The following is a 25,273-nucleotide window of genomic DNA, read 5'->3' as shown; positions in this document are numbered from 1 at the left end:
CCGTCAGACGCCGAGGGGCGCGACCCCGCTCGGGCTGTCCCCACCCGCGACGGCGTGCGGGGACGTCTTCGGCCAATAGGGCAGGAAGCCCTCGATGATGGTCCGCGGAATATCGAGAGGCCGATAGTGGACGGTGTCCACGAACATCAGCGACTGTTCGCCCCGACCGAGCAGCCCGTTGACCTCGCTGTGGATCTCGTGTGCCAGGGTCACGAATTTCCGGTTGTGGCTCGCGATCGAGATGCGGACCGTGACCGGCTCGAACTCCATCGCCTCCCGGCGGAAGTCGTGATGGAAGGACTTCGTCAGGATGTAGAAGTCCGTCGATTTCAGGTCGAAATTCGGCATGCAGATGTTGAAGAACAGCTCGCGCGCCTTGCCGACCCAGCGCACGTAGTTGGCGAAGTAGACGTTCCCGACCGAGTTGGTGTCGTCGTAGGTCGGGATCAGGCGCAGGACGAACCAGTGCCCGTCGAACCCGTGTGACGCCACGGCATCCGTCTGGTCCACCGCGACCGGCACCGGCGCAGCCCGCGGCGCCCGCTCCGCCGCCGGGATGAGCTCTCCCACCGGCGGCGGCGCGCGGAAGCCCAGCACCTCCGCGATCATCGGAAGGGCGCCGATCAGGCCGATGAGCGGCGCGATGGCCAGCAGCGCCCAGCTCGGTGCGAGGTAGCCCGTGACGAAGATCAGGCACGCCGTCGCGCCGATCATGGACGCGAGGACCGAGTCGTACCGGCGCGTCGCACCGAGCGTCTCGCACACGAGACACGCTGCCGCCCCTACGAGGAGCGTGGCGAAGGGCATCATCAGGTAGAGCAGCGAGAGGTTCGCCCAGATCGCCGCCGCCGCGGTGGCGAGCGCGGCACCGAGGATCCAGACCGGCGACGCGACGAGTCCCGCCGGCACGAAGGCGAGGAGCGGCGAGTTGCTGCGCGCCGTGATCGAGGTCCCGAGCCAGCGCGTGGCGCTGTAGAAGCTGTCGATCGTGGTCGCCGCAGCGATTGCCGTCCAGATGACGAAGGCCGCCGTGACGGTGGTCGCGGGATCGCGACCGATCGTCTGCGCCACGGCCGCGTAGGCTCCCGGCAGACCGTCCGATGAGACGACCAGCGTGCCGAGTCCCGCCCGCGCGGCGAGCAGCGCGTTGATCGTCAGGAGCCCGAGGAACAGGAGCGCGCCGGTGACGTAGGCCGCGCGCACCGATCCGCCCGAGCGCCGGATCTCCACGGCACGCTGCCAATGCTGGATGTCCATCCAGGGACCGAGCAGGAAGCCGACGAGCGACGGGATGACGAGCCCGTAGAAGCGCTCGTCGAAGGCCTGGAGCGGCACCTCCCAGCCGTCCCGGTGCGTGGGCAGCCCGCCCAGCAGGATCGCGCCCGCCGCGAGTCCCAACACCAGCGCCCCGCCGTGGATGATCCGGATCCCGCGCAGCGCCACCGCGTGGCCGATCGAGCAGGCGACCAGGACCAGGGCGACCACGCCGACGGCGGCCTCGTGGCCGAACAGCGGGAGCCACGCGTAGGCCGCGAATCCGAAGATCGTGATCGCGACGGCGAAGAACTGTGCCCCCATGAACAGAAGGGCGTACGGGCCCTGCACGGCTGCCACGACCGAGTCGAGGTTCCGGCGGGGCGCGCCGAGCACCCAGCCGAACAGGCCGAGACCCGTCGCGTTCGGCAACGCGAAGGCAAGAAACCCGAGCCAGCCGTAGGTGAGCGTCACATGGATCGCGTAGAAGAACCCGAGCCCCCAGAACCACGACAAAGCAATCGTAGGCGCCCAGGCCGCGGAGCGGATGAACTGGGAAGGCATTGTGGCTGCAAGCGCTCCGGACCGAGAGCAGCAATAGCGTATCAGATTCGTTTCGGGAATATGGCGGCTTAAAAAGAAGGCGGATATAAGATATCCATAAGCGGAAAAACCCTGGGCTGCTGGCCCGCGGCAGGCGCTCAGAGGCGCCCGTGTCCCCTCACGGCCCTCGACACGTGTCGGAGGTTCGGGCGATCCGCCTAGTCGGCGGTCTTCTGACTGTCGCGGACAAGCTCGACGAAGTTGCCGACCAGAGCCGCTTTCGCAGGGCTCCACAGCGCGAAGACGTCGGCACGGATGCGGGGCCCTTCGAGCGGCCTGTAGACCACGTCGGCGTGCGCCAGCCGGGCGACATATTCCGGGATGATGGCGATGCCCAGGCCGGACGCGACGAGGCTCGTCAGCGAGGCCGCCTCGACGGCCTGATGGGTGATGGTGGGGACAAAACCGGCATGGACGCAGCAATCCCAGAGGTATTTCGCGAACAGAGAGTCGGACATCCGCAGGAACACGAAGCGCTCGTCGCGCAGGTCGGCGAGGCGGAGCCTCCGCCGCGCGAGGCGGTGCCCCCGCGGCAGGACAACCTGCACGGTCTCGCTCCACGCGCGGACCCGGACCAGATCGGCATCCTGCGGCGGCGCGCGCAGGAAGCTCACGTCGGTCTGACCGGCCTTCAGCATCGCGATCTGGCGGTCCGGCGACATCTCGTGGATCCGCAGATCCACCGCCGGGTAGACCTGCGCGAAATGGCGGATCGCGTGACCGAGCGGCCCGGCGAGCATCGAGCCCGTCAGGCCGACATTGATGATGCCGGCGGTGCCCGCGCCGATGGCCCGGGCCCGCTCGACAGCCTCGGCGGCCCGCTCCAGGAGGTTGATGGCCTGAATCTGGAAGTCGTGACCGGCCCGCGTCAGCGCCACGCGCCGGGTCGTCCGCTCGAAGAGCGCCGTCCCGATCTCCTCCTCCAGGTCGCGGATCTGCTGGCTGAGCGGCGGCTGCGCGACGCCGAGGCTCTCGGCGGCGGCGGTGAAGCTCAGGTGCTTCGCGACGGCGACGAAGTAGCGGAGGTGGCGCAGTTCCATCGCGTCATTCGGACTTCGAAAGTTTCAATCTAAATGAAATAGATATTTGACGTCTAGATCGTTCGGCACGATTTTGCCGTCCGGAAGGCCGATCAGGCATCGCGCTGCACAATGCCGCCGCGCGCCGCGAGCGTGTCCGATCGAACCCGCCCGCGAGAGGCGGGGCGTTCGCGGCCGGGTCTGGGCAAGCCGTTCCAGGGAGGTTGCGATGAAGCGCTTGTTCGGGTCGCTCTTCGGGCAGGTTGTCGCCGCCCTGATGATCGGCGTCCTCTTCGGCCGGCTCTGGCCCGATTTTGCCGTCACCCTGAAGCCGTTGGGCGACGTCTTCATCAAGCTCATCAAGATGGTGGTCGCGCCGCTGGTCTTCGGCGTCGTCGTGCACGGCATCGTCGGCGCGGGCGACCTCCGGAAGGTCGGACGCGTCGGCCTCAAATCCCTGATCTACTTCGAGGTGGTGACGACCATCGCGCTCGCGCTGGGACTCGTACTCGCTTACGTCTTCGCGCCCGGTCACGGCATGAACGTCGATCTGGCGACACTGGATGCCAAGTCGCTCTCCAGCTACACCGACCGGGTCGGGCAGGTGACGGGCACCGTCGACTTCCTGATGAAGCTGGTGCCGACGACCTTCGTCGACGCTTTCGCCAAGGGCGACATCCTCCAGGTCCTCCTCCTCGCACTCCTGTTCGGGTCCGGGCTGTCGCTCCTCGGCGAGCGCGGCAAGCCCCTGGCCGACAGCCTGGAGCGCATCACCGAGGTCCTGTTCCGGATCATCGGCTTCATCGTGCGCCTGGCGCCGATCGGCGTGCTCGGCGCGGTCGCCTTCACGGTGGGCAAGTACGGCGTCGGCTCCCTGAAGCAGCTCAGCATGCTGGTGGTGCTGTTCTACGCGGGTGTCGCGCTCTTCGTGGTCGTGGTGCTCGGCGGCATCATGCGGCTCGCCGGCTTCAGCATCTTCAAGCTGCTCGCCTACCTGCGCGAGGAACTGACCGTCGTGGCCGGCACCGCCTCCTCGGACTGCGTCCTGCCGCAGGTCATGCGCAAGATGGAGCGGCTCGGCATCAAGGAATCGACCGTCGGCCTCGTGATCCCGACCGGCTACTCCTTCAACCTCGACGCCTTCTCGCTCTACCTGACCCTCGCCACAGTCTTTATCGCCCAGGCGACCAACACCGACTTGTCCTTCGGCCACCTGATGCTGATCCTCGGCATCGCGCTCCTGACCTCCAAGGGCGCCCACGGCGTGCCCGGCTCGGCGATCGTCGTCCTCGCCGCGACGCTCTCGGCGGTCCCCGAGATCCCGGTGATCGGGCTGGTCCTCGTCCTGTCGGTCGACTGGTTCGTCGGCATCGCCCGCGCGCTCGGCAACCTGATCGGCAATTGCGTGGCGACCGTCGTCATCGCCGCCTGGGAGGGCGACATCGACCGGGCGCAGGCCAACCGCGTCCTGAACGGCGAGGACACCACCGACACGGCAGAGATCCTCGAGGCGCCGGTCGCGGAGCCGCACACCGCGTGACGGATTCCCTGCCCGACGTTTACAGCTTGAAGTCGAATCTCGGAGACCGACCATGAGCGCTGGAGCCTACAACCCCCCGTGCGGCGGCCTACCCGGCCAGACGCGGCTGATGACCGGCCGCGCGGTGTTCACCGAGGCCTACGCGGTGATCCCCCACGGCGTGATGAGCGACATCGTCACCAGCCTCCTGCCGGGCTGGGACAGGACCCAGGCCTGGATCCTGGCCCGGCCGCTCTCGGGCTTCGCCGAGACCTTCGCCCAGTACCTCATGGAGGTCGCCCCCGGCGGCGGCAGCCAGGCCCCCGAGCCGGAGCCGCGGGCGCAGGGCGTCCTGTTCGTGGTCGCCGGCACGGCCAGCCTCACGCTCGACGGCGCGCGCCACCCCCTGCGGCCGGGCAGCTACGCCTACCTCGCCCCCGGCGCGGCCTGGGCCCTGCGCAACGACGGCGACGCGCCCGTGCGCTTCCACTGGATCCGCAAGGTCTACCAGCCCGCCGCCGGCCTCGACGCGCCGACCTCTTTCGTCACCCACGAGTCGGCGGTCGAGCCGGCCGGCATGGTCGGCACCGACGGCGCCTGGGCGACCACCCGCTTCGTCGACTCCGACGACCTGCGCCACGACATGCACGTCAACATCGTCCGCCTGCGCCCGGGCGCCTCGATCCCGTTCGAGGAGACCCACGTCATGGAGCACGGGCTGTTCGTGCTAGAGGGCAAGGCGGTCTACCGACTTAACCGCGACTGGGTCGAGGTCGAAGCGGGCGACTTCATGTGGCTGCGCGCCTTCTGCCCGCAGGCCTGCTACGCGGGCGGGCCGGGCCCGTTCCGGTACCTGCTGTACAAGGACGTCAACCGCCACCCGGCGCTGGCGCCGCGCGGGCTCGGCCGGTGAGCTCGGGCGCCCGCACGATCGTCGCCCGGCCGCTGACGGCCGAGGCTTTCGCGCCGTTCGGCACGGTGATCGACGCGGCCGCGGTGGCGCCGCGACCGATGAACGGCGGGATGGCGCGGCGCTTCCACGATCTGGCGGCGGTCGAGGTCGTGGGCGAGGGGTCGCGGGTGGTGATCGGGCTGGTCGAGGCGCAGCCCTACCCGGTGCCGCTGCGGCTCGGCCTGGTCGAGCGGCACCCACTGGGCGCGCAGGCGTTCCTGCCGCTGAGCGCGGCACCGTTTCTGGTGGTGGTCTGCCCGGACGCGCAGGGGCGTCCCGGGCCGCCGCAGGCGTTCGTGACGGCGCCGGGGCAGGGGATCTGCTACGCGCGCAACACGTGGCACGGGGTGCTGACGCCGTACGGCCAGCCGCAGGACTTCGTCGTGGTCGACCGCGGCGGCCCGGGCGTGAACCTCGAGGAACACACCTTCGAAGAGCCCTGGACGGTGCATCTGCCCGGCCGGGACTGACGCGGACCGCGCCATCCGCGCCGTCGCCGCGTCGCCACGGTCTCGCGCGACCGGGGCCCCTCCGGTCGCCCCGTATCAGCGGCGGCCGGATGCAATCATTCCCGGGGACGCGGCCGCGAAAGTGCGTTGACTGGCACCGGTCAGCGGCTATCGAGGCCGCAATCAGGAGTCCGCACCAACGCGGACCCGAGGAAACGCCGGGCCCCGCGCCCGCACCGGAAAGGCCGCCATGTCCCCGTACCGCACGCCCCTGTCCCGCCGCCGATTCCTGGCGACCGGCTCGACGGCCCTCATCGCCGGTACCGTGGCGGCACCGCACGTGGCGCGGGCGCAGAAGGCGGACTTCACGTACAAGTACGCCAACAACCTGCCCGACACGCACCCGATGAACATCCGCGCCCGCGAGATGGCGGAGGCGCTGCGCACGGAGACCGGCGGCCGGTTCGACCTCAAGATCTTCCCGACGAGCCAGCTCGGCTCCGACACCGACACGTTGAGCCAGCTGCGCTCGGGCAGCGTCGAGTTCTTCACGATGTCGCCGCTGATCCTCTCGACCCTGGTCCCGAACGCGTCGATCAACGGCATCGGCTACGCCTTCCCGAGCTACGACGCCGTCTGGCCGGCCATGGACGGCGAGCTCGGCGCCTGGGTCCGCCAGCAGATCGCCAAGGCCGGTCTCGTCGCCATGGAGAAGATCTGGGACAACGGCTACCGCCAGACCACCTCGTCGACCCGGCCGATCGCCACCCCCGACGACTTCAAGGGTTTCCGGATCCGCGTCCCGGTCTCGCCGCTCTGGACCTCGATGTTCAAGGCCTTCGACGCGGCTCCGGCCTCGATCAACCTCAACGAGACCTACTCGGCCCTGCAGACCAAGATCGTCGAGGGCCAGGAGAACCCGCTCGCGGTCATCTCCACCACGAAGTTCTACGAGGTGCAGAAGTACTGCTCGCTCACCAACCACATGTGGGACGGGTACTGGTTCCTGGCGAACCGCCGCGCCTGGGAGCGCCTGCCCGCGGATCTGCGCGAGACGGTGGCCCGCCACATCAACGCTGCCGGCATGAAGGAGCGGGCCGACGTCGCGCAGCTCAACGCCAACCTGCAGGCGGAGCTCTCGAAGAACGGCATGGTCTTCAACAAGCCCGACCCCGAGCCCTTCCGCGAGAAGCTGCGCAAGGCCGGCTTCTACGCCGAGTGGAAGGGCCGGTACGGCGACGAGGGCTGGTCCCTGCTCGAGAAGGCCTGCGGGAAGCTCACCTGATGGGCGCCGCGGGGGCGCCGCTCGGCGGGGTCGCGCCGTGCTCCCGGCGGGTGATGAATCTCGCGCACTTCCTGCGCCGGACCGCGCGCCGGTTTCCGGACGCGGTGGGGCTCGCCTGGGGCGAGCGGCGCTGGAGCTGGGCCGAGATCGACGCCCGGGTCGACGCCATGGCGGCGGCGCTCGCCGCCCGCGGCGTGACCAAGGGTGACCGCGTGCTGGTCCAGGCGCGCAACAGCAACCAGCTGTTCGAGTCGATGTTCGTCTGCTTCCGGCTCGGGGCCGTCTGGGTGCCGGCCAATTTCCGGCAGACGCCCGCGGAGATCGCCTACCTCGCGCGCGCCAGCGGCGCCTCCACGCTGATCTGCGGCGCGGGGTTTCCGGACCACGCCGCCGCCGTGCGCGAGGCCTGCCCAGACCTGGACCGCGTCGTCGAGATCGGCGGCGCGGATTTCGGTGCCGACTACGACGCGCTCGTCGCCGACCATCGGGGCGCGGCCGTCCCTGTCGCCGATGTCGAGCACGACGATCCGTGCTGGTTCTTCTTCACCTCCGGAACGACGGGTCGCCCGAAGGCGGCGGTCCTGACCCACGGTCAGATGGCTTTCGTCGTCACCAACCACCTCTGCGACCTGATGCCGGGCACGACGGAGGCCGACGCGTCCCTGGTCGTGGCGCCGCTGTCCCACGGGGCCGGCATCCACCAGCTCGCGCAGGTCGCGGCCGGCACCAAGACGGTGCTCCTTGCCGGCGAGCGGCTCGATCCCGAGGAGGTCTGGGCCCTCGTCGCGGCGTGGCGCGTCACGAACCTCTTCACCGTGCCGACCATCGTGAAGCTGCTGACCGAGCATCCGGCCGTCTCGGCGCACGACCACTCCAGCCTGCGCCACGTCATCTACGCGGGCGCGCCGATGTACCGGGCGGACCAGCAGCACGCGCTGCGGGTGCTCGGCCCGGTGCTGGTGCAGTATTTCGGGCTCGGCGAGGTGACCGGCAACATCACGGTGCTGCCGCCCCGCCTGCACGCGGCCGAGGACGGGCCGGACGTGAAGGTCGGCACCTGCGGGATCGAGCGCACCGGCATGCAGGTCCAGATTCAGGACACGGAGGGCCGCGCGTGCCCGTCGGGCGTGACCGGCGAGATCTGCGTCTGCGGCCCGGCCGTCTTCGCGGGCTACTACGACAACCCGGAGGCCAACGCGGCGGCGTTCCGCGACGGCTGGTTCCGGACCGGCGATCTCGGCCACCTCGACGCAGAGGGCTTCCTGTTCATCACCGGCCGCGCCTCGGACATGTACATTTACGGCGGCTCGAACGTGTATCCGCGCGAGATCGAGGAGAAGCTCCTGACCCATCCGGCGATCACCGAGGCCGCGATCCTCGGCGTACCGGACCCCGCCTGGGGCGAGGTCGGTGTCGCGGTCTGCGTCGCACGTCCCGGGATCGCGGTGGAGGAGGGGGCGCTGATCGCGTGGCTGTCGACCGCCGTCGCCCGCTACAAGCTGCCCCGGCGCGTGTTCTTCTGGGAGGCCCTGCCGAAATCCGGCTACGGCAAGGTGACGAAGCGCGCGATCCGCGACGAACTCGAAGCGCGCGGCGACTTGCCGCTCGACGCCCCGGGGCCGTCGAAGGTCCCGTAAGCCCTCGCCAGCCTCGCGCGCAGGGTCGTCGGCGCCGACGCGGGACCCGCACGCGCGTCATGCGATCCGCGACGACCGCACTGCACCCGCCGCCGGGCGCGCGACGCGGTCCTGTCCGCCACGCCGTCAACGTTCGCTCCCGGCAGCATGTTTTCGGCGCATGACAGCCCGCGCGCGGAGCCCCTCACGCCCGCTCGCAGACCGGCTCATATTGCAGCGCAACACGCCGGGCGTCCTGCCCGGGATGGACCGGGATCGGGCACGATGACCACCCTCGCGAACCTCGTCGGCATCCGCACCGAGAACGGTGCGCCGCTCCTCGCGCAGATCGCCGGGCGCTTCGGCGTCGCGATGCGCCGCGCCGCGGCCGGTCGCTACGCCGAGCAGCGCGACCGGATCGTGCGCACCGGCGCCGCCGGCATGATCTGAGTCGTCCGGCGCGCCTCAGCTCAGGCGCGTCCGCGCGGCCTCCGCCACCGCCTCGGCGGTGATGCCGAAGTGGCGGAACAGGTCTTCCGGCGCGCCCGACGCGCCGAAGCCGGTCATCCCGACGAAGCCGCCATCCTCGCCGATCCAGCGATCCCAGCCGAAGCGCAGAGCCGCCTCGACCGCGACCCGCACCGCGTCCCGCGGGATGACGCTCTCACGATACGCGCGCTCCTGCGCGGCGAAGGCCTCCCAGGAGGGCATGGAAACGACCGCGGTCGGCACGCCCTCCGCCTGCAGCCTCTCTCGGGCCTCGAGCGCCAGCGCGACCTCCGACCCGGTCGCGATCAGCGTCACCCGCCGCGGACCCGAGGCGTCCGCCAGGACGTAGGCGCCCCGCGCGCTGCGATTCTCCCCGCCGCTCGGCCGCTGCAGGGCCGGCAGCGCCTGGCGCGAGCAGATGAGCGATGTCGGGCCGGTCCGGTTGGCCAGGGCCATCTCCCAGCACTCCGCGGTCTCCACCGCGTCGGCCGGCCGCAGCACCAGCATGTTGGGGATGGCGCGCAATGACGCGAGGTACTCGACCGGCTGATGGGTCGGGCCGTTGCGGCCGATCGCGATCGAATCGTGGCTGTAGACCGTGATGACCGGCAGGTTCATCAGCGCCGCCATGCGCAGGGACGGGCGCATGTAGTCGGAGAAGACCAGGTAGGTCGCGCCCACCGGCACCAGGCCGCGATGGGCCGCGATGCCGTTCATCATCGAGCCCATGGCGTGCTCGCGGATGCCGTAATGCAGGTAGCGGCCGGACCGGTCCCGAGCCGTGAAGGCGCGGAAGTCGCCCTTGTGCTTCGTCGGCCCCTCGAGATCCGGCGCGCCCGAGAACAGCTCGGGGATGGAATCGGACAGGGCGGCGACGATATCCGCGGAGACCTCGATGCTCGGGCGGGCCGCCCCCGCCTCGGCGAAGCCGTCGCGCAGCGCGCGGAGCTGCCCGTGCCAGCCCTCCGGGAGACGCGCCTCGCTCACTCGGTCGAACGCGGCCCGCACCTGATCCGGGAGCGCCGCCCGGCGCGCCATCCAGGTCGCGTAGCCGTCGCGATTGCGCCCGGAGACGCCTGCCCGCCACGCCGCGGTGACGTCGTCGGGCACGGTGAAGGGTGGGTGATCCCAGTCCCGGGCGGCCCGCGCCTCGGCGCAGTCGCCGGCGAAGACGCGCCCGCCATGGGCCCCGCGCTGGCCCTCGAGGCGCGGCAGGCCGCGGCCGATCACGGTCCGGCAGGCGATCAGGCTCGGGCGCGGGTCGCCCTGGGCGAGCCCGATCGCCGCCGAGACCGCCTCGACGTCGTGCCCGTCCGCGTCGATCACCTGCCAGTCGGCGGCGCGGAAGCGCGCGCGGACGTCCTCCGAGATCGACAGGTCGGTGGCGCCGTCGTCGGTGATGCGATTGTCGTCCCACAGGAAGGTCAGCTTGCCCAGGCGCAGATGACCCGCGAGGGAGATCACCTCGTGGGCGATGCCCTCCTGCAGGCAGCCGTCGCCGACGAGGGCGTAGGTGCGGTGATCGACCAGGTCGGGACCGAAGGTCGCCGCGAGCTTGGCCTCGGCCACCGCCATGCCGACGGCGTTGGCGATGCCCTGGCCGAGGGGGCCGGTGGTCGCCTCGATGCCGAGTTCGGGCGCGATCTCCGGATGGCCGTGGGTGTGTGAGCCGAGTTCGCGGAACCGCCGGATCTGCTCCATCGGCAAGCCGGCATAGCCGGCGAGGTGGAGGGCCGCGTAGAGCAGCATGGAACCGTGGCCGTTCGACAGCACGAAGCGGTCGCGGTCGGGCCAGACCGGGTCGTCCGGTTTGCAGCGCAGATGGCGCGTGAACAGCGCCACGGCGATCTCGGCGCAGCCCAGCGGGGCACCGGGATGGCCGTCTCCCGCCCGCTCGATCGCGTCGAGGGCGAGGAAGCGGATCGCGTCGGCCATCCGGGCCGTGAGCGTGGCATCGGGCGTGTCGGGCATGGATCTGGCTCGGGCGGTGCGAATGTCCGGCGCGCGAAGGCCGCCCGGGCGGCACCGCGGCTGCCCGGGATGGATCTCAGTCGAAGGTCTGACCCTGTCCCGCGCCGGTCCGGCATCCGCCGTGGCGCAGAGCGTTCAGCTCCGGGCGGGTGCGCTCAGAGGAAGCCGATCGAGAACCAGGGGACGAGGATGATGACGAGGAGGCCGATCAGCAGGGCCACGATGTAGCCGACGATCGGGCGCATCCCGGCGTCGGGATGGATCCGGCTGATCGCGCAGGCCGCGTAGTAGCCGACGCCGAAGGGTGGGGCGAACAGGCCGATGCCCATCGCGAGGATCACCACCATGGCGTAGTGGACCTCGTGGACGCCCACGGCCCGGGCGATCGGGAACAGGAGCGGCCCGAACAGCACGATCGCCGGGATGCCCTCCAGCACCGAGCCCAGGATGATGAAGGCGACGGCCGAGACGAACAGGAAGCCGAGCGCGCCCCCCGGGAGACTCTTCATCACCTCGGCGAGCGTCTGCGAGAAGCCCGACTGCGTCAGCGCCCAGGCCATCCCGGTCGCCGCGCCGATGATCAGCAGGATCGCGCCGGACAGTGTCGCGGTGGTCACCAGCATCGGGTAGAGCCGCCGCCAGTCGAATTGGCGGTAGATGAGCAGGCCCGCCAGAGCCGCGTAGACGATGCCGATGGTCGAGACCTCGGTCGCGGTGGCGATGCCCTCCACCACCGCGAAGCGGATCACGAAGGGCAGGGCGAGCGCCGGGATCGCCACCAGGAAGGCGCGGCCGATGACGCTGCCGGACGGGCGGGCGACGTGGCTCAGGTCCTCGCGGCGGTAGCGCCACCAGACCAGCGCGCACAGCGTCGCGGCGAGGACGAGGCCCGGCAGCAGGCCGCCGGTGAACAGGGCGGTGATCGACACGCCGGTGACCGAGCCGATGGTGATCAGCACGATCGAGGGCGGGATCGTCTCGGTCTGGGCGCCGGTGGTGGCGAGCAGGGCCACGAGATCGCCCTCCTTGGCGCCCCGGGCCTTCATCTCGGGGAACAGCACGGGCGCCACGGCCGCCATGTCGGCGGCTTTCGAGCCGGAGATGCCGGAGACGAGGTACATCGCCCCGACCAGCACGTAGTGCAGGCCGCCGCGCACGTGGCCCAGCAGCGAGGCCAGGAAGCCCACCATGGCGCGGGCCATGCCGGTCATCTCGATCAGCAGACCGAGGAACACGAAGAGCGGCACGGCGAGCAGGATGAGGTGGCTCATGCCCTCGTCCATGCGGCCGACCACCACCATGGAGGGCGCGTCGGTGGTCAGCGTGATGTAGGCGAAGGTCGACAGGCCGAACGCGAAGGCGATCGGCACCCCGGAGAAGACCAGCGCGCCGACGCCGACGACGAAGAACAGCAGCAGGTTGAGATTGCCGAGGTTGGCGAGCCACGGCTGGAGCGCCAGGAGTGCGGCGGCAACGCCGCCGCCCAGGATCAGCGCGCCCGCGGTGAGCTTCCAGTCGGCGGTCTCCAGGAGGCGGATCACGGCCACGATCAGCATGAGGCCGAGGCCGATCGGCAGGGCCGCGGCGCGCCACGCGTTGTTCAGCTCCAGCGCCGGCGTCTGGACGAAGGTCTCCTCGCTGGCGAACTCGAAGGCCGGCTCCAGCAGCAGGGCGACGAAGATCAGGCCGGCCACCAGCGCGACCGTCTCCAGGAAGGCGCGCAGCCGCGGGCCGCTCATGGCCACGAAGGCGGTCATGCGCATGTGCTCGGCGCGCCGGAAGGCGACCACGGCGCCCAGCATGGCGAGCCACAGGAACAGGATGGAGGCGAGCTCGTCCGACCAGACGAGCGGTTCGCGGAACACGTAGCGGCTGACGACGCCGCCGAGCAGCACGGCGATCTCGGCCAGGACGAGCAGTGCCGCGGGGATCTCCACGAGGTAGCCGAGCCCGGCATCCAGCCGGCGCAGCCAGCCCCGGGCGCGCAGCGGCGGTCCCGACAACTCAATCCCCGCCGTCGTCTCGACGGCCGCTATATCAACCTGCATGGCGCCCTCCCGACGGGGCCGGTCCCGATGCCGCTGGCGGCGGGACTGGCCCCACGTGCGTCTTCGCGTGTTTCTTGTGGTGCGTCTCGGCGCGCCTTCGTTCTCCGATACCGTTACCCGATCCGGCGGAAAGCGCTTCAGGTCAGTTTGCCCGACACGTCCTCAAGATGCGACCACGCCACGTCGCCGTACTTGGTTTTCCAGTCCCTGTAGAAGCTCGTCCGCGCCAGCGCCGCGCGGAACTGCGCGCGGTCGACGTCGATGAAGGTGATGCCCTTGGCGGTGAGGCTCTCCCGGAGCGACAAGCTGAGCTTGGCGACGTCGGCCCGCTGGGCGTCCGCCGACCGGTCGAGTTCCCGCGCGACGACGGCGCGCAGATCCTCGGGCAGCCGCTGCCAGGCCCGCTTGTTGCCGAGGATCCAGTAGCCGTCCCAGACATGCCCGGTCATGCTGCAGGATTTCTGCACCTCGTAGAGACGCGTCGTGGCGGTGATCGCCAGCGGGTTCTCCTGGCCCTCGACCACTTTGGTCTGGAGCGAGGAGTAGAGCTCGTTGAAGTTGATCGGCGCCGCGCCGGCATCGAACGCCTTGAACAGGGAGGTGAGCATCGGCGCGGGCGGGACCCGGATCTTGAAGCCCTTCAGGTCCTCCGGCGTCCGGATCTCGCGGGTCGAGGAGGTTATCTGCCGGAAGCCGTTGTCCCAAACCTTCGAGACCGTCAGGATCGGCGTTCTGGCGATCTCCGACCGGACGTAGCTCCCCAGGCCGCCGTCCATCGCCGACCAGACGGCGTCGTAATCCTTGAAGGCGAACCCGGTGTTCGGCAGGCTCGCGGCCGGCACGAAGGTGGCGAGGATCGACGTCGCGAGGTTGAAGAACTCGACGCTGCCGTTGCGGACCTGGGCCAGCAGGTCGGTGTCGGAGCCGAGCTGGTTGGCGGGAAACAGCTTGATCTCGAGGCGGCCGCCGGTGGCCTCGCGGATCCGGTCGAGCGCCTCCTGCGCCCGGATGTTGACCGGATGGGTCGGGTCCTGGCCGGTGGCGAGCTTGTAGGTGAACTCGGCGGCCTGCCCGCGCCGGGTCAGAATCCCGAAAGCCGGCAGGGCGGCCGCGCCCGCGAGCAGGCTGCGGCGGCTGAGACGCGTGTCGCGCATGGTTTCACTCCCTGGGTGGTCCGGGCCGTGCGACCCCCGCCGTTGACCGGCGGTGGATCCGCGACCCGCGTTGCTGTCCGGGGCGGCGGGTGCGGACCCGGCGCCGTCGTCGCGCGCGCTGCGCGCCGCGTCAGGCGCCGTCGCCGTTGAGCAGGCGGTAGGCGCGGATCACCTGGCTGTCGTCGGCGGCGCCGTCGCCGCGACCGGAGGTCGAGACGAAGAGCTGGTGGGCGAGCGCGGCGAGCGGCAGCGCCGTCCCGGCGCCGCGGCCGGCCTCCAGCACGATGCCGAGGTCCTTCACGAAGATGTCGACGGCGCTCGTGACCCGCGGCTCGTCCTCCAGCATCCGCGGGCCGCGGTCGCGCAGCATCCAGCTGGCGGCCGAGGAACCCGAGAGGATCTCCAGCACCACGTCGAGGTCGACGCCGACCCGCCCGGCGAGCGCCAGCGCCTCGGCGGCGGCAGCGATGTGCACGCCGCACAGGAGCTGGTTGACGGCCTTCACGGTAGCGCCCTGTCCGGGCCGCTCGCCGACGTGGAAGATCCGGTCGCCCAAGGCGTCCAAGACTGGCCGCAGCGCGGCGAGCGTCTCCGCGGGCGCCGCCGCCATGATCGTGAGTGAGCCGGCCTGCGCGCCGACGACGCCGCCCGACACCGGCGCGTCGACGAAGCGCCGGCCGGCGGCCGCGACGCGCTCGGCCAGCTGCTCCACGGCCTGCGGCGGGCAGGTCGCCATCAGGACCACGACGCCGTCCGGCGCGAGGGCGTCGAGGGCGCCCTGGGCGAACAGCACGTCCTCGGCCTGCGCGGCGTTCACCACCATCAGGAGGAGCGCGTCGGCGCCCGCGGCGGCGTCGGCCGACGTGTCGGCCGGGGCCCCGCCGGCCGCCGCGAAGGCGGCCCGGCTCTCGGGCCGCAGGTCGTAGCCGCGGACCGCCAAGCTCGCCGCGACCAGGTTGTTCGCCATCGGCAGGCCCATGGCGCCGAGGCCGATGAGGGCGATGCGGCTCAGAGCCATGCCCGGATGCTCCGCGCCATCGCGGCGGTCGAGATGCCGTAGCGGTCGTGGAGCGTCGGCAGGGCGCCGGCGTCGAGGAACTCGTCCGGCAGGCCGATCTGGCGGAAGCCGCGCCCGGGCATCACCCCGTTGCGCATCAGCAGCCCGGCCACCGCCTCGCCGAGTCCGCCGATCACGCTGTGGTTCTCGGCCACCACCACGAGCCGGCCGCCGCGGCCGGCCTCGCGCAGGATCGTCGCCGTGTCGAGGGGCTTGATCGTCGGCACGTGCAGCACCGCGACGTCGACCCGATCGTCGCGCAGGGCCTCGGCGACCTCGAGGGCGCGCATCGTCATCAGGCCCGAGGAGATCACCAGGACGTCGCGGCCGTCGCGGATCGTCTTGGCCTTGCCGAGCTCGAACGTGTAGCCGTACTCGTCGAGCACCAGCGGCACGTTCCCGCGCAGGAGCCGCAGGTAGACGGGACCCTTGTGGGCCGCCATCGCGGGGACGACCTGCTCGGTCTCGTGCGCGTCGCAGGGGTCGATGATCGTGAGGTTCGGCATCCCGCGGAAGATCGCGAGATCCTCCGTCGCCTGGTGGCTCGGGCCGTAGCCTGTGGTCAGGCCCGGCAGGGCGCAGGCGATCTTGACGTCGAGATTCTCCTCCGCGATCGCGAGGCAGATGAAGTCGTAGGCGCGCCGCGCCGCGAACACCGCGTAGGTGGTGGCGAAGGGCGTGAACCCCTCGCGGGCGAGGCCCGCGGCGGCGCTCATCAGCAGCTGCTCGGCCATCCCCATCTGGTAGAAGCGCTCGGGATGGGCCTGCGCGAAGATGTGCAGGTCCGTGTATTTCGACAGGTCCGCAGAGAGGCCGACGATGTCGGGCCGGGTCTCGGCGAGCTCGACCAGGGCGTGGCCGAAAGGCGCGGCCTTCGTGCGCTGCCCCGGGGCGGCGAGCGAGGCGATCATCGCCGAAGTCTTGGCGCCGCCGTCGGTGCGGGGGGCGGGCTTCTCGTACTTGGAGCGTCTCACCGCACTCTCCCCTCGTCCAGGATCGCCAGGGCCCGCTGCCACTCGTCCGGCTCGACCCGCAGGAAGTGGTTGCGCTCGCGCTCCTCCAGGAACGGCACGCCCTTCGCCATGCGGGTGTCGCAGATGATGATGCGGGGCTGCGGGCCGGGGTGGTCGCGCGCGGCGTCGAAGGCCCGGACCAGCGCATCGATGTCGTTGCCGTCGACCCGCTGGACGAACCAGTTGAAGGCCTCGAATTTCGGCGTCAGCGGCTCGAAGTTGAGCACCCCGCGCGAGGCGCCGTCCGCCTGCATGCCGTTCACGTCGACGAGGCCGATCAGGTTGTCGAGCTTGAACGAGCCGGCCGACATGGCGGCCTCCCAGGTCGAGCCCTCGTCCAGCTCGCCGTCGGAGAACAGGTTGTAGACATAGCTCCGGGAGCCCTTCCGCTTCAGCCCCAGCGCCATGCCGACCGCGATCCCGAGCCCGTGGCCCAGCGACCCGCCGGTGATCTCCATGCCGGGCGTGTAGGCGGCCATGCCGGACATCGGTAGGCGGCTGTCGTCGCCGCCGTAGCTCGTCAGCTCGTCCTCGGGGAGGATCTCCGCCTCGATCAGGGCGGCGTAGAGGGCGATGGCGTAGTGGCCGATCGAGAGGAGGAAGCGGTCGCGCCCCTCCCATTCCGGGTCCTCGGGCCGGTAGGTGAGCGCGTGGAAGTAGCTCACCGCCAGCACGTCGGCGATGCCGAGCGCCTGGGCGATGTAGCCCTGGCCCTGGACCTCGCCCATCCGCAGGGCGTGGCGGCGGATACGGTAGGCGCGCTCGCCGAGCGGCACGTTGGAGCCGGCGCGCGGCCGCTCGGTCGGGACGTCGATCGCCATGGCGACCTCCTCAGTGGATCAGCATGCCGCCGTTCACGTCGATCACCGCGCCGGTGATGTACGTGGACAGGTCGGAGGCGAGGAACAGGCAGGCATTGGCGACGTCGTCCGCGACGCCGAGGCGACCGAGCGGGATGCCCTTGGCGATCTCGACCTTCAGCTCGGGCGTGAGCTTGCCGCCGGTGATGTCGGTCTGGATCAGGCCGGGGGTCACGGAGTTCACCCGCACGCCGTCCGGACCCAGCTCCCGGGCCATGGCCTTGGCGAGGCCGAGCACGCCGCCCTTGGCGGCGCTGTAATGGGGGCCGCCGAAGATGCCGCCGCCCCGCTGGGCCGAGACCGACGACATGCACACGATCGCGCCGGAGCCCTGGCCGCGCATCGCCGGGATCACCGCCTGGCTCATGTAGAGCGTGCCGCGCAGGTTCACGTCGGTGACCGCGTCGTAGTTCTCCGGTCCGATCTCCATGATCTTGAGGGGCTGGGTGATGCCGGCATTGTTGACCAGCACGTCGACGCGCCCCAGTCGAGCGACGATCTCCTCCGCCGCCGCCGAGCAGGCCGCCCGGTCGGTGACGTCGCAGGCGAGGCCGAGATGGCCCGGCCCGATGTCGCGGGCGGCGGCCTCGGCCTGGCCGGCGTCGAGGTCGAGGACGGCGACGCGGGCGCCGTGCTGCGCGAAGAGCCGCGCGGTGGCCTTGCCGATGCCGCGGGCGGAGGCCGCCCCGGTGATCACGCACACCCGGTCATTCAACAGCATCGAAGAATCCTCCCGGCGATCCGCGACTGCGCGGGATCGAACCTATCGTCGCCAGGGAGGGGCGCCTTGCCGTCGGCCGCGCGTCCGGGGACCGAGCCCACGGATCGAGCGGTCTGCGGCGTCGTCTCCTCCCGCCTGTCTTGTTGCGAGGAGAGTGACGGCGCGGCGCGCCGGCGACAAACGCGGAATTTGCACCCGCAGGTGAATCCCGGTCACCTTTTGCCGGATTCAGGCGAGGTCGGCGCTCAACGGTACGCCGAGCTCATCGGCCAGCCACCGCGCGAAGACCCGCAGCGGCGCCCGACGGCGCGCGTCGGCCGGGCAGACGAAGTGGTGGCCGACGTAGCTGATGTCGTGCGAGCGCCCGGCCAGCGGCGCGACGAGGCGGCCGGCCGCCACTTCCCGCTCGGCGAGGCGGGTGGATTCCAGGGCGACGCCGAGGCCGTCCGCGGCGGCCGCGAGGGCCAGGAAGCTCCGGTCGAAGCGGATGCCCGCGCTCGGCTGGGTGGCGAGCTGGTTCCGCTCGAACCAGTGGGTCCAGCGCACCTGCTTGTTGTCGCTCTGGATGAGGGTCTGGACCAGCAGGTCGGACGGCTCGCGGATCCGGGCCGCCCGGGCGGGGTCGCAGAGCGGCGTGACGATCTCCGGACCCAGCGGCATCCGCACCAGACCTTCGCCGCGGGGCGGCCCGTACACGATGTCGGCGTCGAACTCGTCGGTGATGAACCGGGCGTAGTCCATGCCGGCGGCGAGGCGCACCTCGAAGCCCGGGTGGGCGCTCAGGAACCGGGCCAGCCGCGGCGCCAGCCACTGCGCGGCGAAGCTCGGCGCGCAGTGCAGCCTGAGCAGCTGCGGGCCGCGATTCGCCACGAGGTCGAAGCCGCGGTTCAGCTCCGCGAAGGCGCGCCCGACATGGTCGCACAGCGCCTCTCCGGCCGGAGTCGGCGCGATGCCCTGGCCAACCCGCTCGAACAGCACGACGCCCAGCGTCTCTTCCATCTTGCGCAGGGCGTGGCTGACCGCGCTCGGGGAGAGGTTGAGTTCACCGGCCGCGGCCTTGAACGAGCGCCGCCGCGCGGCAGCCTCGAAGATCCGGACGGCGGAGAGGGGAACGGGCGGCCTCATCGCGGGCAGAATGGTCCGCGACAGGCGCTGATGGCAACGGGGCCGGACCGGCGATACCGGTGTCGCGGCCGGTGCGCGGCGGTCTCAGGCCGACCGGTGGCCGCGGACCCGGACCGGCGCGGCGACCGGGACCATCTTACCTTGCTGGGCCACTTCGCACAGGACGGCCACCATGGCGTCGGCCTGCGCCTCGAGGTCGGGCGGCCCGACGTCATCGCGGGTGTTGCGCCACGCGATGAAGATGCAGGCGAGGATGGCCGACGCGCTGGCCGCGAGGGGAGCGATGATCAGGGCCGCGAGGGCGCTCACTGGCGCAAGGATCGCGGCTGTCGCGAGGCCGCTGACGATGGCTGCGGCAATCAAGACGATCATCGGAACCTCGCCCGATCCGTGTGCCGGGTCCTGTGCCCGCTCATCGTCCTAGGATCACGTCACAAAGGTTTACGCTTCGTTAACGGGAAGCTTCCATTCGATAATTCTGTGCCGGCCACCCCGTCGATTGCTTCACGATCGGCGATTCCGAGGCCGCGTGAACAGCTCGGGGCCCGGGTTTGTCCCGCCTCCGCGGGTCTATCGGGACGCGCGGCACGATCAGTCGCGCGGCACCGGCATCCCGATCGACGCCGCGGGCCGCATCCGCATCGACAGGCAGATGATGATCCAGAAGCCCCGGTGGATCACGGTGAAACGCGGTCACGCATGTCGTCGCAAAGATCGCGTCGTCCGATCACGCCTTCGTGAGCTTCGGCGCTGCGCACGCCAACCGTGACCTTGTCGACCATATACCTAAAAATGATAGAGCTGATACGTTCAGATCAGGTCTGGTACAGGACGATCCCTTGCTGCTCCGGGTTGGGCGATGATAGCCCTAGCGCCCGTGGCGTGTGGGAATTCTGTCTCCGATGGCCATCGATGTTCGAGCTACCGCGCGTCTGCGCGAGATCGCAGCGGTCGTTGGCTGTCCGGTCGACGCCTTCTACGCACCGGACGGGGACGCCTCCGATGCGAGCATGACCTCCGAGCTGTTCCGCCTCTGGCACGCGATCCAAGAGCCGCAAGCCCGCCAGCGCGTCCTGAACAGCGCGCGGCGCGAGGCTCTCAGCGAGGCGATCCCCGCCAAGGCCGCCGAGTAGCGGTCGCGCCGTCGCCGCTCGCTCGGCCTCGCCGAGGGGCGGAGAAAGGCTGCCGGCGCCGTCAGCGCCCCTGCGCGATCCAGCCCAGAACCGTCGCGCAGCGCTCGGCCTGCTCGCGGGTCAATCCCGACGCGACGGCCGCGCCGTTGCGGTAGACCACGAAGGTCCCGTCGTCGGTCGCGCGGATCTTCACGGACGCCATCATTCGGCTCCCAACGTCAGAGTCTGAAGCTGGGAAAGGCCGGCCGCGGTGATCTGCCAGACCGCCACGGATCCCTCCGGACCATCGTCCAGATCGATCCGCTGGAGATGACCGGTGCTCTCGAGCGCCGTCAGTCGGCTGTGATCGCTGGGCCAGGAGGCGTCGGCTTTCTGGCGGATCGAGATCTGGTAATCCCCTGCCTCTGCAGCCTTGTTGAGAAGGCGGCGCTCGTGATTCACTCGCATCGGCACTCCGGCTCAGCTCGGATCGGTACGCAGTAACTACGGACAGGCTGGCCGATACGGTCAAGCTTGGCAACCCCGCGGCCGGAACGGCCTTTGGATCGTTCCGGCCACGCACCGCGCGACCGGACAACCGAACCGCGCGCGCGAACCCGCTCTGCCGGGTCGATCCTGCGCCGCGCGCCACCGCGTTCGTGCGGGCGAGGGACCAAAGAAAAGGGCCGGCCGGGGAGACCCGGCCGGCCCGTCTCTTCGACGCGCGGGACGCTTACCGCAGGAGCTGGAGGACGCCCTGCTGGGCTGAGTTGGCCAGCGACAGGGCCGAGATGCCCATCGACTGGCGGGTCGACAGCGCCTGCGAGTTCGCCGCTTCCTGGTTCAGGTCGGCGTTGGTCAGGTTGGCCGAGCCCGTCTGCAGCACGTTGATCAGCTGCTTGGAGAAGTCCTGGCGGTTCTGAACCACCGACAGGTTCGAGCCCAGCGTGCTCGCCGCGGAGTTCAGGTTCGCGCCCGCCGTGGTGAGGGTCGCCAGGGTCTTGTTGACGTCCGCGTTCAGCAGGAAGTTGCCGAGGCCGTTCTGGCTCGACGAGTTGTTCGAGCTGGTGATCGACGACAGACCGAGGCCGCTGGCGGTCGCGTCGACCGAGGCGACGTTGAGGTTGGAGCTGCCGGTGTCGTTGAACTTGATGTTCATGTCATTGCCCTTGCCGGCAATGAGGTTGACGCCGTTGTAGCTGGCATCGCCGGCGAGCTGCGTGATCTGGTTGAGCAGGTTGTTGTACTGGTTCGCCAGCGAGGCGCGCTGCGTCACGCCCGAGATCGACAGGTCGCTGGAGACGACGGTGCTGGCGGCGGTGCCGTAGGTCGAGGCGGTGGTGCCCGACGCGGTGAAGCCGAGCGCCGTCTGGCTGCCGGAGTTCTGGAATTCGACGTCGGCCTGGGCGTTCAGGACGATCTTGGTGCCGGTGCTGTCGACCGAGAAGATCGCGCCTGCGCCGAACGAGCCGCTCGACGAGGTCGAGGCCGAGCTGACCGCCGAGTTCAGGGCCGCGACGGTGGCGCTGATGCTCGAGGAGGCGGCGACCGTGGCGGAGACCGAGGTGCCGTTGATGGTCAGGAGGACCGTCTGGGAGGCGGTGCTGGCGCTGTAGGCGTTGGCGGCGGTGCCGGTGGTGGAGAGCTGGGTCGAGAGCGCTTGGCTGGCGATCGACTTCGCCTGATCCACGAGCTTCTGGATCGAGGTGATGCCCTGGTTGGCGGCCTGGATCGACTGGACGCCGTTGGAGATGCCGTCGAGGAGGGTGTTCAGGCTCGAGGAGCGGCCGTCGAGGGCCTGGGAGGTGAAGAAGTTGGTCGGGTTGTCGAGAGCGGAGTTGACCGTCTTGCCGGTGGCGAGGCGGTTCTGCGTGGTCGCCATCAGCTGGGCGGTGTCCTGCAGCGAGAGCAGGTTCTGACGCGTGGCGGCCGACAGGGTGATGGAGGACATGGACCGTATCTTTCTGATTTGATGCACCCGTTTCTCGGGTACGCCAGTAATCGGCCTCCAAACGTTTCGTAGCGGTTAAATCAATTGCCGACTCCGGACGCGTCCGAAGTGATCGTTAATGAACTTTCTCCCGGATCCATCAAGTATTTATGGATCCAATGTCGCGTTCAAGATCTATTAACCATCCGCAGCCATAAGCTGTGGCGCAAACCAATTCTGTCGCGCCTGTCCGGGCGGAGCCGATCCGGTGCGACCGGCGCGCGGAGGACGGGGCGCACCTTGCAGGGAGCTCAGCTGTGATCGCTCAGGCGTCTGGTGATGTTGGCGACGCGCCCCCCTCCGCGGCGACGAAGTTTCCCCACGTGGCGATCGCGATCCCCTGCGGGACCATGGTCCACGCGGACTTCGCCGTCAGCCTCGGATCGATGATGCACTCGCTCGGCGAGATGCCGATGTCGATCGTCGTCGGGAAGTCGTCGATCGTCGCCGACGCCCGCAACCTCGGCCTCGAGTTCGCGCAGAAATACGGGGCGGAGTACGTCCTGTTCATCGACAGCGACATGACCTTCCCGAAGGAGGCCCTCCTCAAGCTCCTCGTGCGGCAGGTCGACATCATCGGCGCGACCTATTCCCGGCGCACCGCCCCGTTCCACTTCCTCGGCGACATCCTGCCGGAGCAGCCCGCCGACGCGCCGCGGGGCCTGCTGGAGATGTCGCGCATCCCGACCGGCTTCCTGCTGATCAAGTCCACGGTCTTCGACAAGCTGAAGAAGCCCTATTTCCGCTTCCGCGTCGACGAGGAGGCCGGCGTGAACATCGGCGAAGACTTCGATTTCAGCGATCGGGTCCGCGCCGCCGGCTTCCGCATCTGGTGCGACCCGTATCTCAGCAAGGAGCTCGGCCATATCGGCGAGCAGTCCTTCAAGCTCTGACTGCGTCCCGCGCCTCGGCGCGCGACGCCCGACACGGTGAGGCGTGGGAATGAGGATCGCGATCATCACGCCGTCGAGGCTCAAGCCCTCGACCCTGGTCGGGAAGACCGGCCAGTACTTCCTGGAGCACGCGGTCGAGAGCGCCAACGCCCAGGAGCTCGACCGGCCGGCGACGATCCACTTCTTCGTCGGGATCGACCCCGGGATCGAGATCCCGGCGCGGCTCGCCGCGCACCCGCAGATCACCTTCGCACGCGGCGAGCACAGGGGCCAGATCCCCGCGCTGAACGCCGCGATCCGCGCCGTCGACGACACCTGGGACCTCGTCGGCTTCCTCGAGGACGACGATCACTGGCTGCCGCCCTACCTGGGCTTCGCGCTCCGGGCTCTCGAGAGCTTCGATTTCGTCTCCTCCACCCAGCTCGAGACCGACGAGGCCGGCGAGGTGGCCCGGATCAACGATTTCGCGACCCCGTCGGGCTGGCTGATGCGGCGGACCACCTTCGCGCAGGTCGGCGCGATCAGCCCGGCCTCGAAGTGGCACTACGACAACGAGTGGCTCGGCCGCCTCGCCGAGACCGGCCTGCGCCGCGCCCACCTCGTCGAGGCGACGGCGCCCGTGACCCTGCAGGACGCGATCCAGGTCCGTCCGTGGCTCGCCAACGTCCTGCGCAACGGCGGCCCCAACGTGCAGCTCGTGCGCCACGGCTTCGTCCTGCCGCTGGTGTGCCGCCTCGTGCATCCGGGTTCCGGGACCTCGGATGTCGGCCAGGGCGGCACGTCGAAGGCCGAGAGCAACGCCGAGTACCAGCGCCTGATCGACCGCTTCGGCCGCATCCCGTGGTGAGGGAGCCGGGTTGGACACCCGGCGCCCGCGGCTCGATGTCCCGGGGACGGGCGCCCTAGGCGGGACGCCCGTGAGCCCGCCCGCGCAACGCCTCTTGGAACGCCGCGAAGACCCGGCGCATCTGCGGCGCCTTGTAGGGAAACAGGTCCACCGAATCCATGTCGTGGACGACCATCCCGGTATCCGCCTCGAAGATCAGCAGCCGGCCGTCCGCGCTCTCCGCGCAGTCGATGATCAGGTAATCGAGGCCGATCCTGCGGTGGATCTCGGCGAACGCGGCGCGATGGCGCTCGGCGAAGTCGGTGTCGAACGTGGCCATGGCGGCGGCCTCGACCTGGCGCTTCGCCGGATCCTCCAGCATGCCGGCGTTGAGATAGTGGATCATCCAATGATCGCGGATGGCCATGTGGCACAGGAACGGCACGCCGTCGATCAGGACGACGCGGAGCTTCCGGAAGAGGCCGTCGGGACCGCGATAGTCGCAGAACTGCGTGACATAGAACGCCTCGGCGTCCGTGTGCGCGAGGTAGAGCTGTAGATCCTGCGCCCGATCGACCTTCTGGAGCTCGTTGCCGGCATGCGTGTCGAGGGGGCGCACCAGGAGCGGGTAGGTCGGGCCCTCCGTCTGGCGGGACGCCGCCGCGCTCAGGACGGACCGGCTCACGCGGACGACGTCGGGTGCCAGGATCCCCTCCGCGCCGCGCAGCGCGCCCGCGATCCCGTGCCGGGAGGTCTTGAGGACGTGGCGCGGGTGATTGACGATCGGCCGCGTCCAGTAGTCCGCCACCGCCGCGAGGGCTTCCAGGAGCGGCTCGGCGGTCCGCGCGTAGGCGATGCCCGTGACGATCACGTCGTGCGCGGGCAGGTCGCGCGGCACCGGTTCGCCGGGCCGGAGGTAGAGGTAGGTCAGGCTGAAATCCGCGTCGTTCAGCAGGAAGTCGATCGGCGTGTTGGCCATCAGATCGCCGGCCGTGACCAGGACGAGGACGCGGACCCGCGCCTGATCCGTGTTCGAGCGCAGCGCGAAGAGCCGCTGCCCGTCCAGGACCTCGTTCTGGAGCGCGAGGCCTTTCGCGAAGCGGTGCTTCAGCAGCAGGATCGTCGCCATATCCAGGGCCGTCCCAGCGTCGAGGGCGGAGTCGCCGCCTTCCGCGAGGATCTCGGCGGCCAGGGCGGCCATGTCGGCGCCCTCGAAGGCCGCCCGGATCAGGCGTGCCGGGCCGATCATCGGGTTCGGGTTGTCGATCCCCGCAACGTGCGCTTGCATCAGAGCCTCCGAGCCGCGGGGCCGCCGCA

The 25,273-nt window shown here is 70.2% G+C and carries 24 protein-coding genes; 9 read left to right on the top strand and 15 right to left on the bottom strand.

The window, feature by feature from the left end; genetic code table 11:
• Positions 1–3: 3 nt before the first annotated feature.
• Together LOK46_RS16250 and LOK46_RS16245 are read right to left on the bottom strand one after the other, a co-directional pair.
• Complete coding sequence (locus tag LOK46_RS16250; protein WP_273558777.1) at positions 4–1,818, bottom strand: acyl-CoA thioesterase; 1,815 nt, start codon at positions 1,816–1,818, stop codon at positions 4–6.
• Positions 1,819–2,015: 197 nt separating this feature from the next.
• Positions 2,016–2,897, bottom strand: a complete 882-nt coding sequence (locus tag LOK46_RS16245) for a LysR family transcriptional regulator (RefSeq protein ID WP_273558775.1) — start codon at positions 2,895–2,897, stop codon at positions 2,016–2,018.
• Between the two features lie 208 nt (positions 2,898–3,105).
• On the opposite strand from LOK46_RS16245, the gene LOK46_RS16240 reads away from it, so the two are divergent.
• The 6 genes from LOK46_RS16240 (at position 3,106) to LOK46_RS16215 (ending at position 9,147) form a co-directional block, all read left to right on the top strand.
• Positions 3,106–4,416, top strand: a complete 1,311-nt coding sequence (locus LOK46_RS16240; RefSeq protein ID WP_273558773.1) for a dicarboxylate/amino acid:cation symporter — start codon at positions 3,106–3,108, stop codon at positions 4,414–4,416.
• Positions 4,417–4,468: 52 nt separating this feature from the next.
• Positions 4,469–5,308, top strand: a complete 840-nt coding sequence (locus tag LOK46_RS16235; protein ID WP_273558771.1) for a bifunctional allantoicase/(S)-ureidoglycine aminohydrolase — start codon at positions 4,469–4,471, stop codon at positions 5,306–5,308.
• Positions 5,305–5,817, top strand: coding sequence for an ureidoglycolate lyase (locus tag LOK46_RS16230; RefSeq protein ID WP_273558769.1), 513 nt, complete (start codon positions 5,305–5,307; stop codon positions 5,815–5,817). Before LOK46_RS16235 ends, LOK46_RS16230 begins: the two co-directional genes overlap by 4 nt.
• A gap of 229 nt (positions 5,818–6,046) precedes the next feature.
• Positions 6,047–7,081: a TRAP transporter substrate-binding protein gene (locus LOK46_RS16225; protein ID WP_273558767.1), complete on the top strand. Its 1,035-nt coding sequence runs from the start codon at positions 6,047–6,049 to the stop codon at positions 7,079–7,081.
• Entirely contained in the window at positions 7,081–8,718 is a 1,638-nt protein-coding gene (locus LOK46_RS16220; RefSeq protein ID WP_273558765.1) for an acyl-CoA synthetase, read from the top strand. Before LOK46_RS16225 ends, LOK46_RS16220 begins: the two co-directional genes overlap by 1 nt.
• A gap of 264 nt (positions 8,719–8,982) precedes the next feature.
• A complete protein-coding gene (locus LOK46_RS16215) occupies positions 8,983–9,147 on the top strand; it encodes a hypothetical protein (RefSeq protein ID WP_273558764.1) in 165 nt (54 codons plus the stop codon).
• Between the two features lie 15 nt (positions 9,148–9,162).
• Here LOK46_RS16215 and tkt read toward each other — a convergent pair whose 3' ends face one another.
• From tkt to LOK46_RS16170, 9 genes are all read right to left on the bottom strand, one after another.
• Positions 9,163–11,157 (bottom strand): transketolase, encoded by a 1,995-nt coding sequence (gene tkt, locus LOK46_RS16210; RefSeq protein WP_273558762.1) that lies wholly within the window; start codon positions 11,155–11,157, stop codon positions 9,163–9,165.
• Between the two features lie 155 nt (positions 11,158–11,312).
• Positions 11,313–13,205, bottom strand: coding sequence for a TRAP transporter large permease (locus tag LOK46_RS16205; RefSeq protein WP_273558761.1), 1,893 nt, complete (start codon positions 13,203–13,205; stop codon positions 11,313–11,315).
• A 137-nt stretch (positions 13,206–13,342) separates the two neighbouring features.
• Positions 13,343–14,359, bottom strand: a complete 1,017-nt coding sequence (locus tag LOK46_RS16200; protein ID WP_273558759.1) for a TRAP transporter substrate-binding protein — start codon at positions 14,357–14,359, stop codon at positions 13,343–13,345.
• Positions 14,360–14,489: 130 nt separating this feature from the next.
• Complete coding sequence (locus LOK46_RS16195; protein WP_273558757.1) at positions 14,490–15,377, bottom strand: NAD(P)-dependent oxidoreductase; 888 nt, start codon at positions 15,375–15,377, stop codon at positions 14,490–14,492.
• Positions 15,368–16,390, bottom strand: a complete 1,023-nt coding sequence (locus LOK46_RS16190) for a transketolase family protein (protein ID WP_273558755.1) — start codon at positions 16,388–16,390, stop codon at positions 15,368–15,370. The genes LOK46_RS16195 and LOK46_RS16190 overlap by 10 nt, the downstream gene beginning before the upstream one ends.
• A complete protein-coding gene (locus LOK46_RS16185; protein WP_273558753.1) occupies positions 16,387–17,250 on the bottom strand; it encodes a transketolase in 864 nt (287 codons plus the stop codon). Before LOK46_RS16185 ends, LOK46_RS16190 begins: the two co-directional genes overlap by 4 nt.
• Before the next feature lie 10 nt (positions 17,251–17,260).
• On the bottom strand, positions 17,261–18,010 hold the full coding sequence (locus LOK46_RS16180; RefSeq protein ID WP_273558752.1) for an SDR family NAD(P)-dependent oxidoreductase: 750 nt from the start codon (positions 18,008–18,010) through the stop codon (positions 17,261–17,263).
• 228 nt (positions 18,011–18,238) lie between these two features.
• Entirely contained in the window at positions 18,239–19,135 is an 897-nt protein-coding gene (locus LOK46_RS16175; protein WP_273558750.1) for a LysR substrate-binding domain-containing protein, read from the bottom strand.
• Positions 19,136–19,219: 84 nt separating this feature from the next.
• Positions 19,220–19,507, bottom strand: a complete 288-nt coding sequence (locus tag LOK46_RS16170) for a hypothetical protein (protein ID WP_273558748.1) — start codon at positions 19,505–19,507, stop codon at positions 19,220–19,222.
• A gap of 530 nt (positions 19,508–20,037) precedes the next feature.
• Between LOK46_RS16170 and LOK46_RS16165 the strand changes: the two genes are divergently transcribed.
• Positions 20,038–20,268 (top strand): hypothetical protein, encoded by a 231-nt coding sequence (locus LOK46_RS16165; RefSeq protein ID WP_273558746.1) that lies wholly within the window; start codon positions 20,038–20,040, stop codon positions 20,266–20,268.
• Between the two features lie 61 nt (positions 20,269–20,329).
• Here the strand turns inward: LOK46_RS16165 and LOK46_RS16160 are convergent, their stop codons facing one another.
• The 3 genes from LOK46_RS16160 to LOK46_RS16150 form a co-directional block, all read right to left on the bottom strand.
• Entirely contained in the window at positions 20,330–20,473 is a 144-nt protein-coding gene (locus tag LOK46_RS16160) for a hypothetical protein (protein ID WP_158682009.1), read from the bottom strand.
• Complete coding sequence (locus tag LOK46_RS16155; protein ID WP_273558744.1) at positions 20,470–20,715, bottom strand: hypothetical protein; 246 nt, start codon at positions 20,713–20,715, stop codon at positions 20,470–20,472. Before LOK46_RS16155 ends, LOK46_RS16160 begins: the two co-directional genes overlap by 4 nt.
• Positions 20,716–20,980: 265 nt before the next feature.
• The gene (locus tag LOK46_RS16150) at positions 20,981–22,198 is read right to left on the bottom strand and encodes a flagellin N-terminal helical domain-containing protein (RefSeq protein WP_273558742.1); all 1,218 of its coding nucleotides are present in this window, start codon (positions 22,196–22,198) and stop codon (positions 20,981–20,983) included.
• Positions 22,199–22,560: 362 nt separating this feature from the next.
• Between LOK46_RS16150 and LOK46_RS16145 the strand changes: the two genes are divergently transcribed.
• Both LOK46_RS16145 and LOK46_RS16140 read left to right on the top strand, forming a co-directional pair.
• Positions 22,561–23,130 (top strand): glycosyltransferase family 2 protein, encoded by a 570-nt coding sequence (locus LOK46_RS16145; protein WP_273558740.1) that lies wholly within the window; start codon positions 22,561–22,563, stop codon positions 23,128–23,130.
• A gap of 49 nt (positions 23,131–23,179) precedes the next feature.
• Complete coding sequence (locus LOK46_RS16140; protein ID WP_273558738.1) at positions 23,180–23,977, top strand: glycosyltransferase family 2 protein; 798 nt, start codon at positions 23,180–23,182, stop codon at positions 23,975–23,977.
• A gap of 55 nt (positions 23,978–24,032) precedes the next feature.
• On the opposite strand, the gene LOK46_RS16135 is transcribed toward LOK46_RS16140, so the two are convergent.
• Positions 24,033–25,244, bottom strand: coding sequence for an ATP-grasp domain-containing protein (locus LOK46_RS16135; RefSeq protein WP_273558737.1), 1,212 nt, complete (start codon positions 25,242–25,244; stop codon positions 24,033–24,035).
• Positions 25,245–25,273: the final 29 nt, after the last annotated feature.

The organism is Methylobacterium sp. NMS14P, from assembly GCF_028583545.1.
Lineage (GTDB): Bacteria > Pseudomonadota > Alphaproteobacteria > Rhizobiales > Beijerinckiaceae > Methylobacterium.
This window is presented reverse-complemented; position numbering and strand designations above follow the sequence as displayed.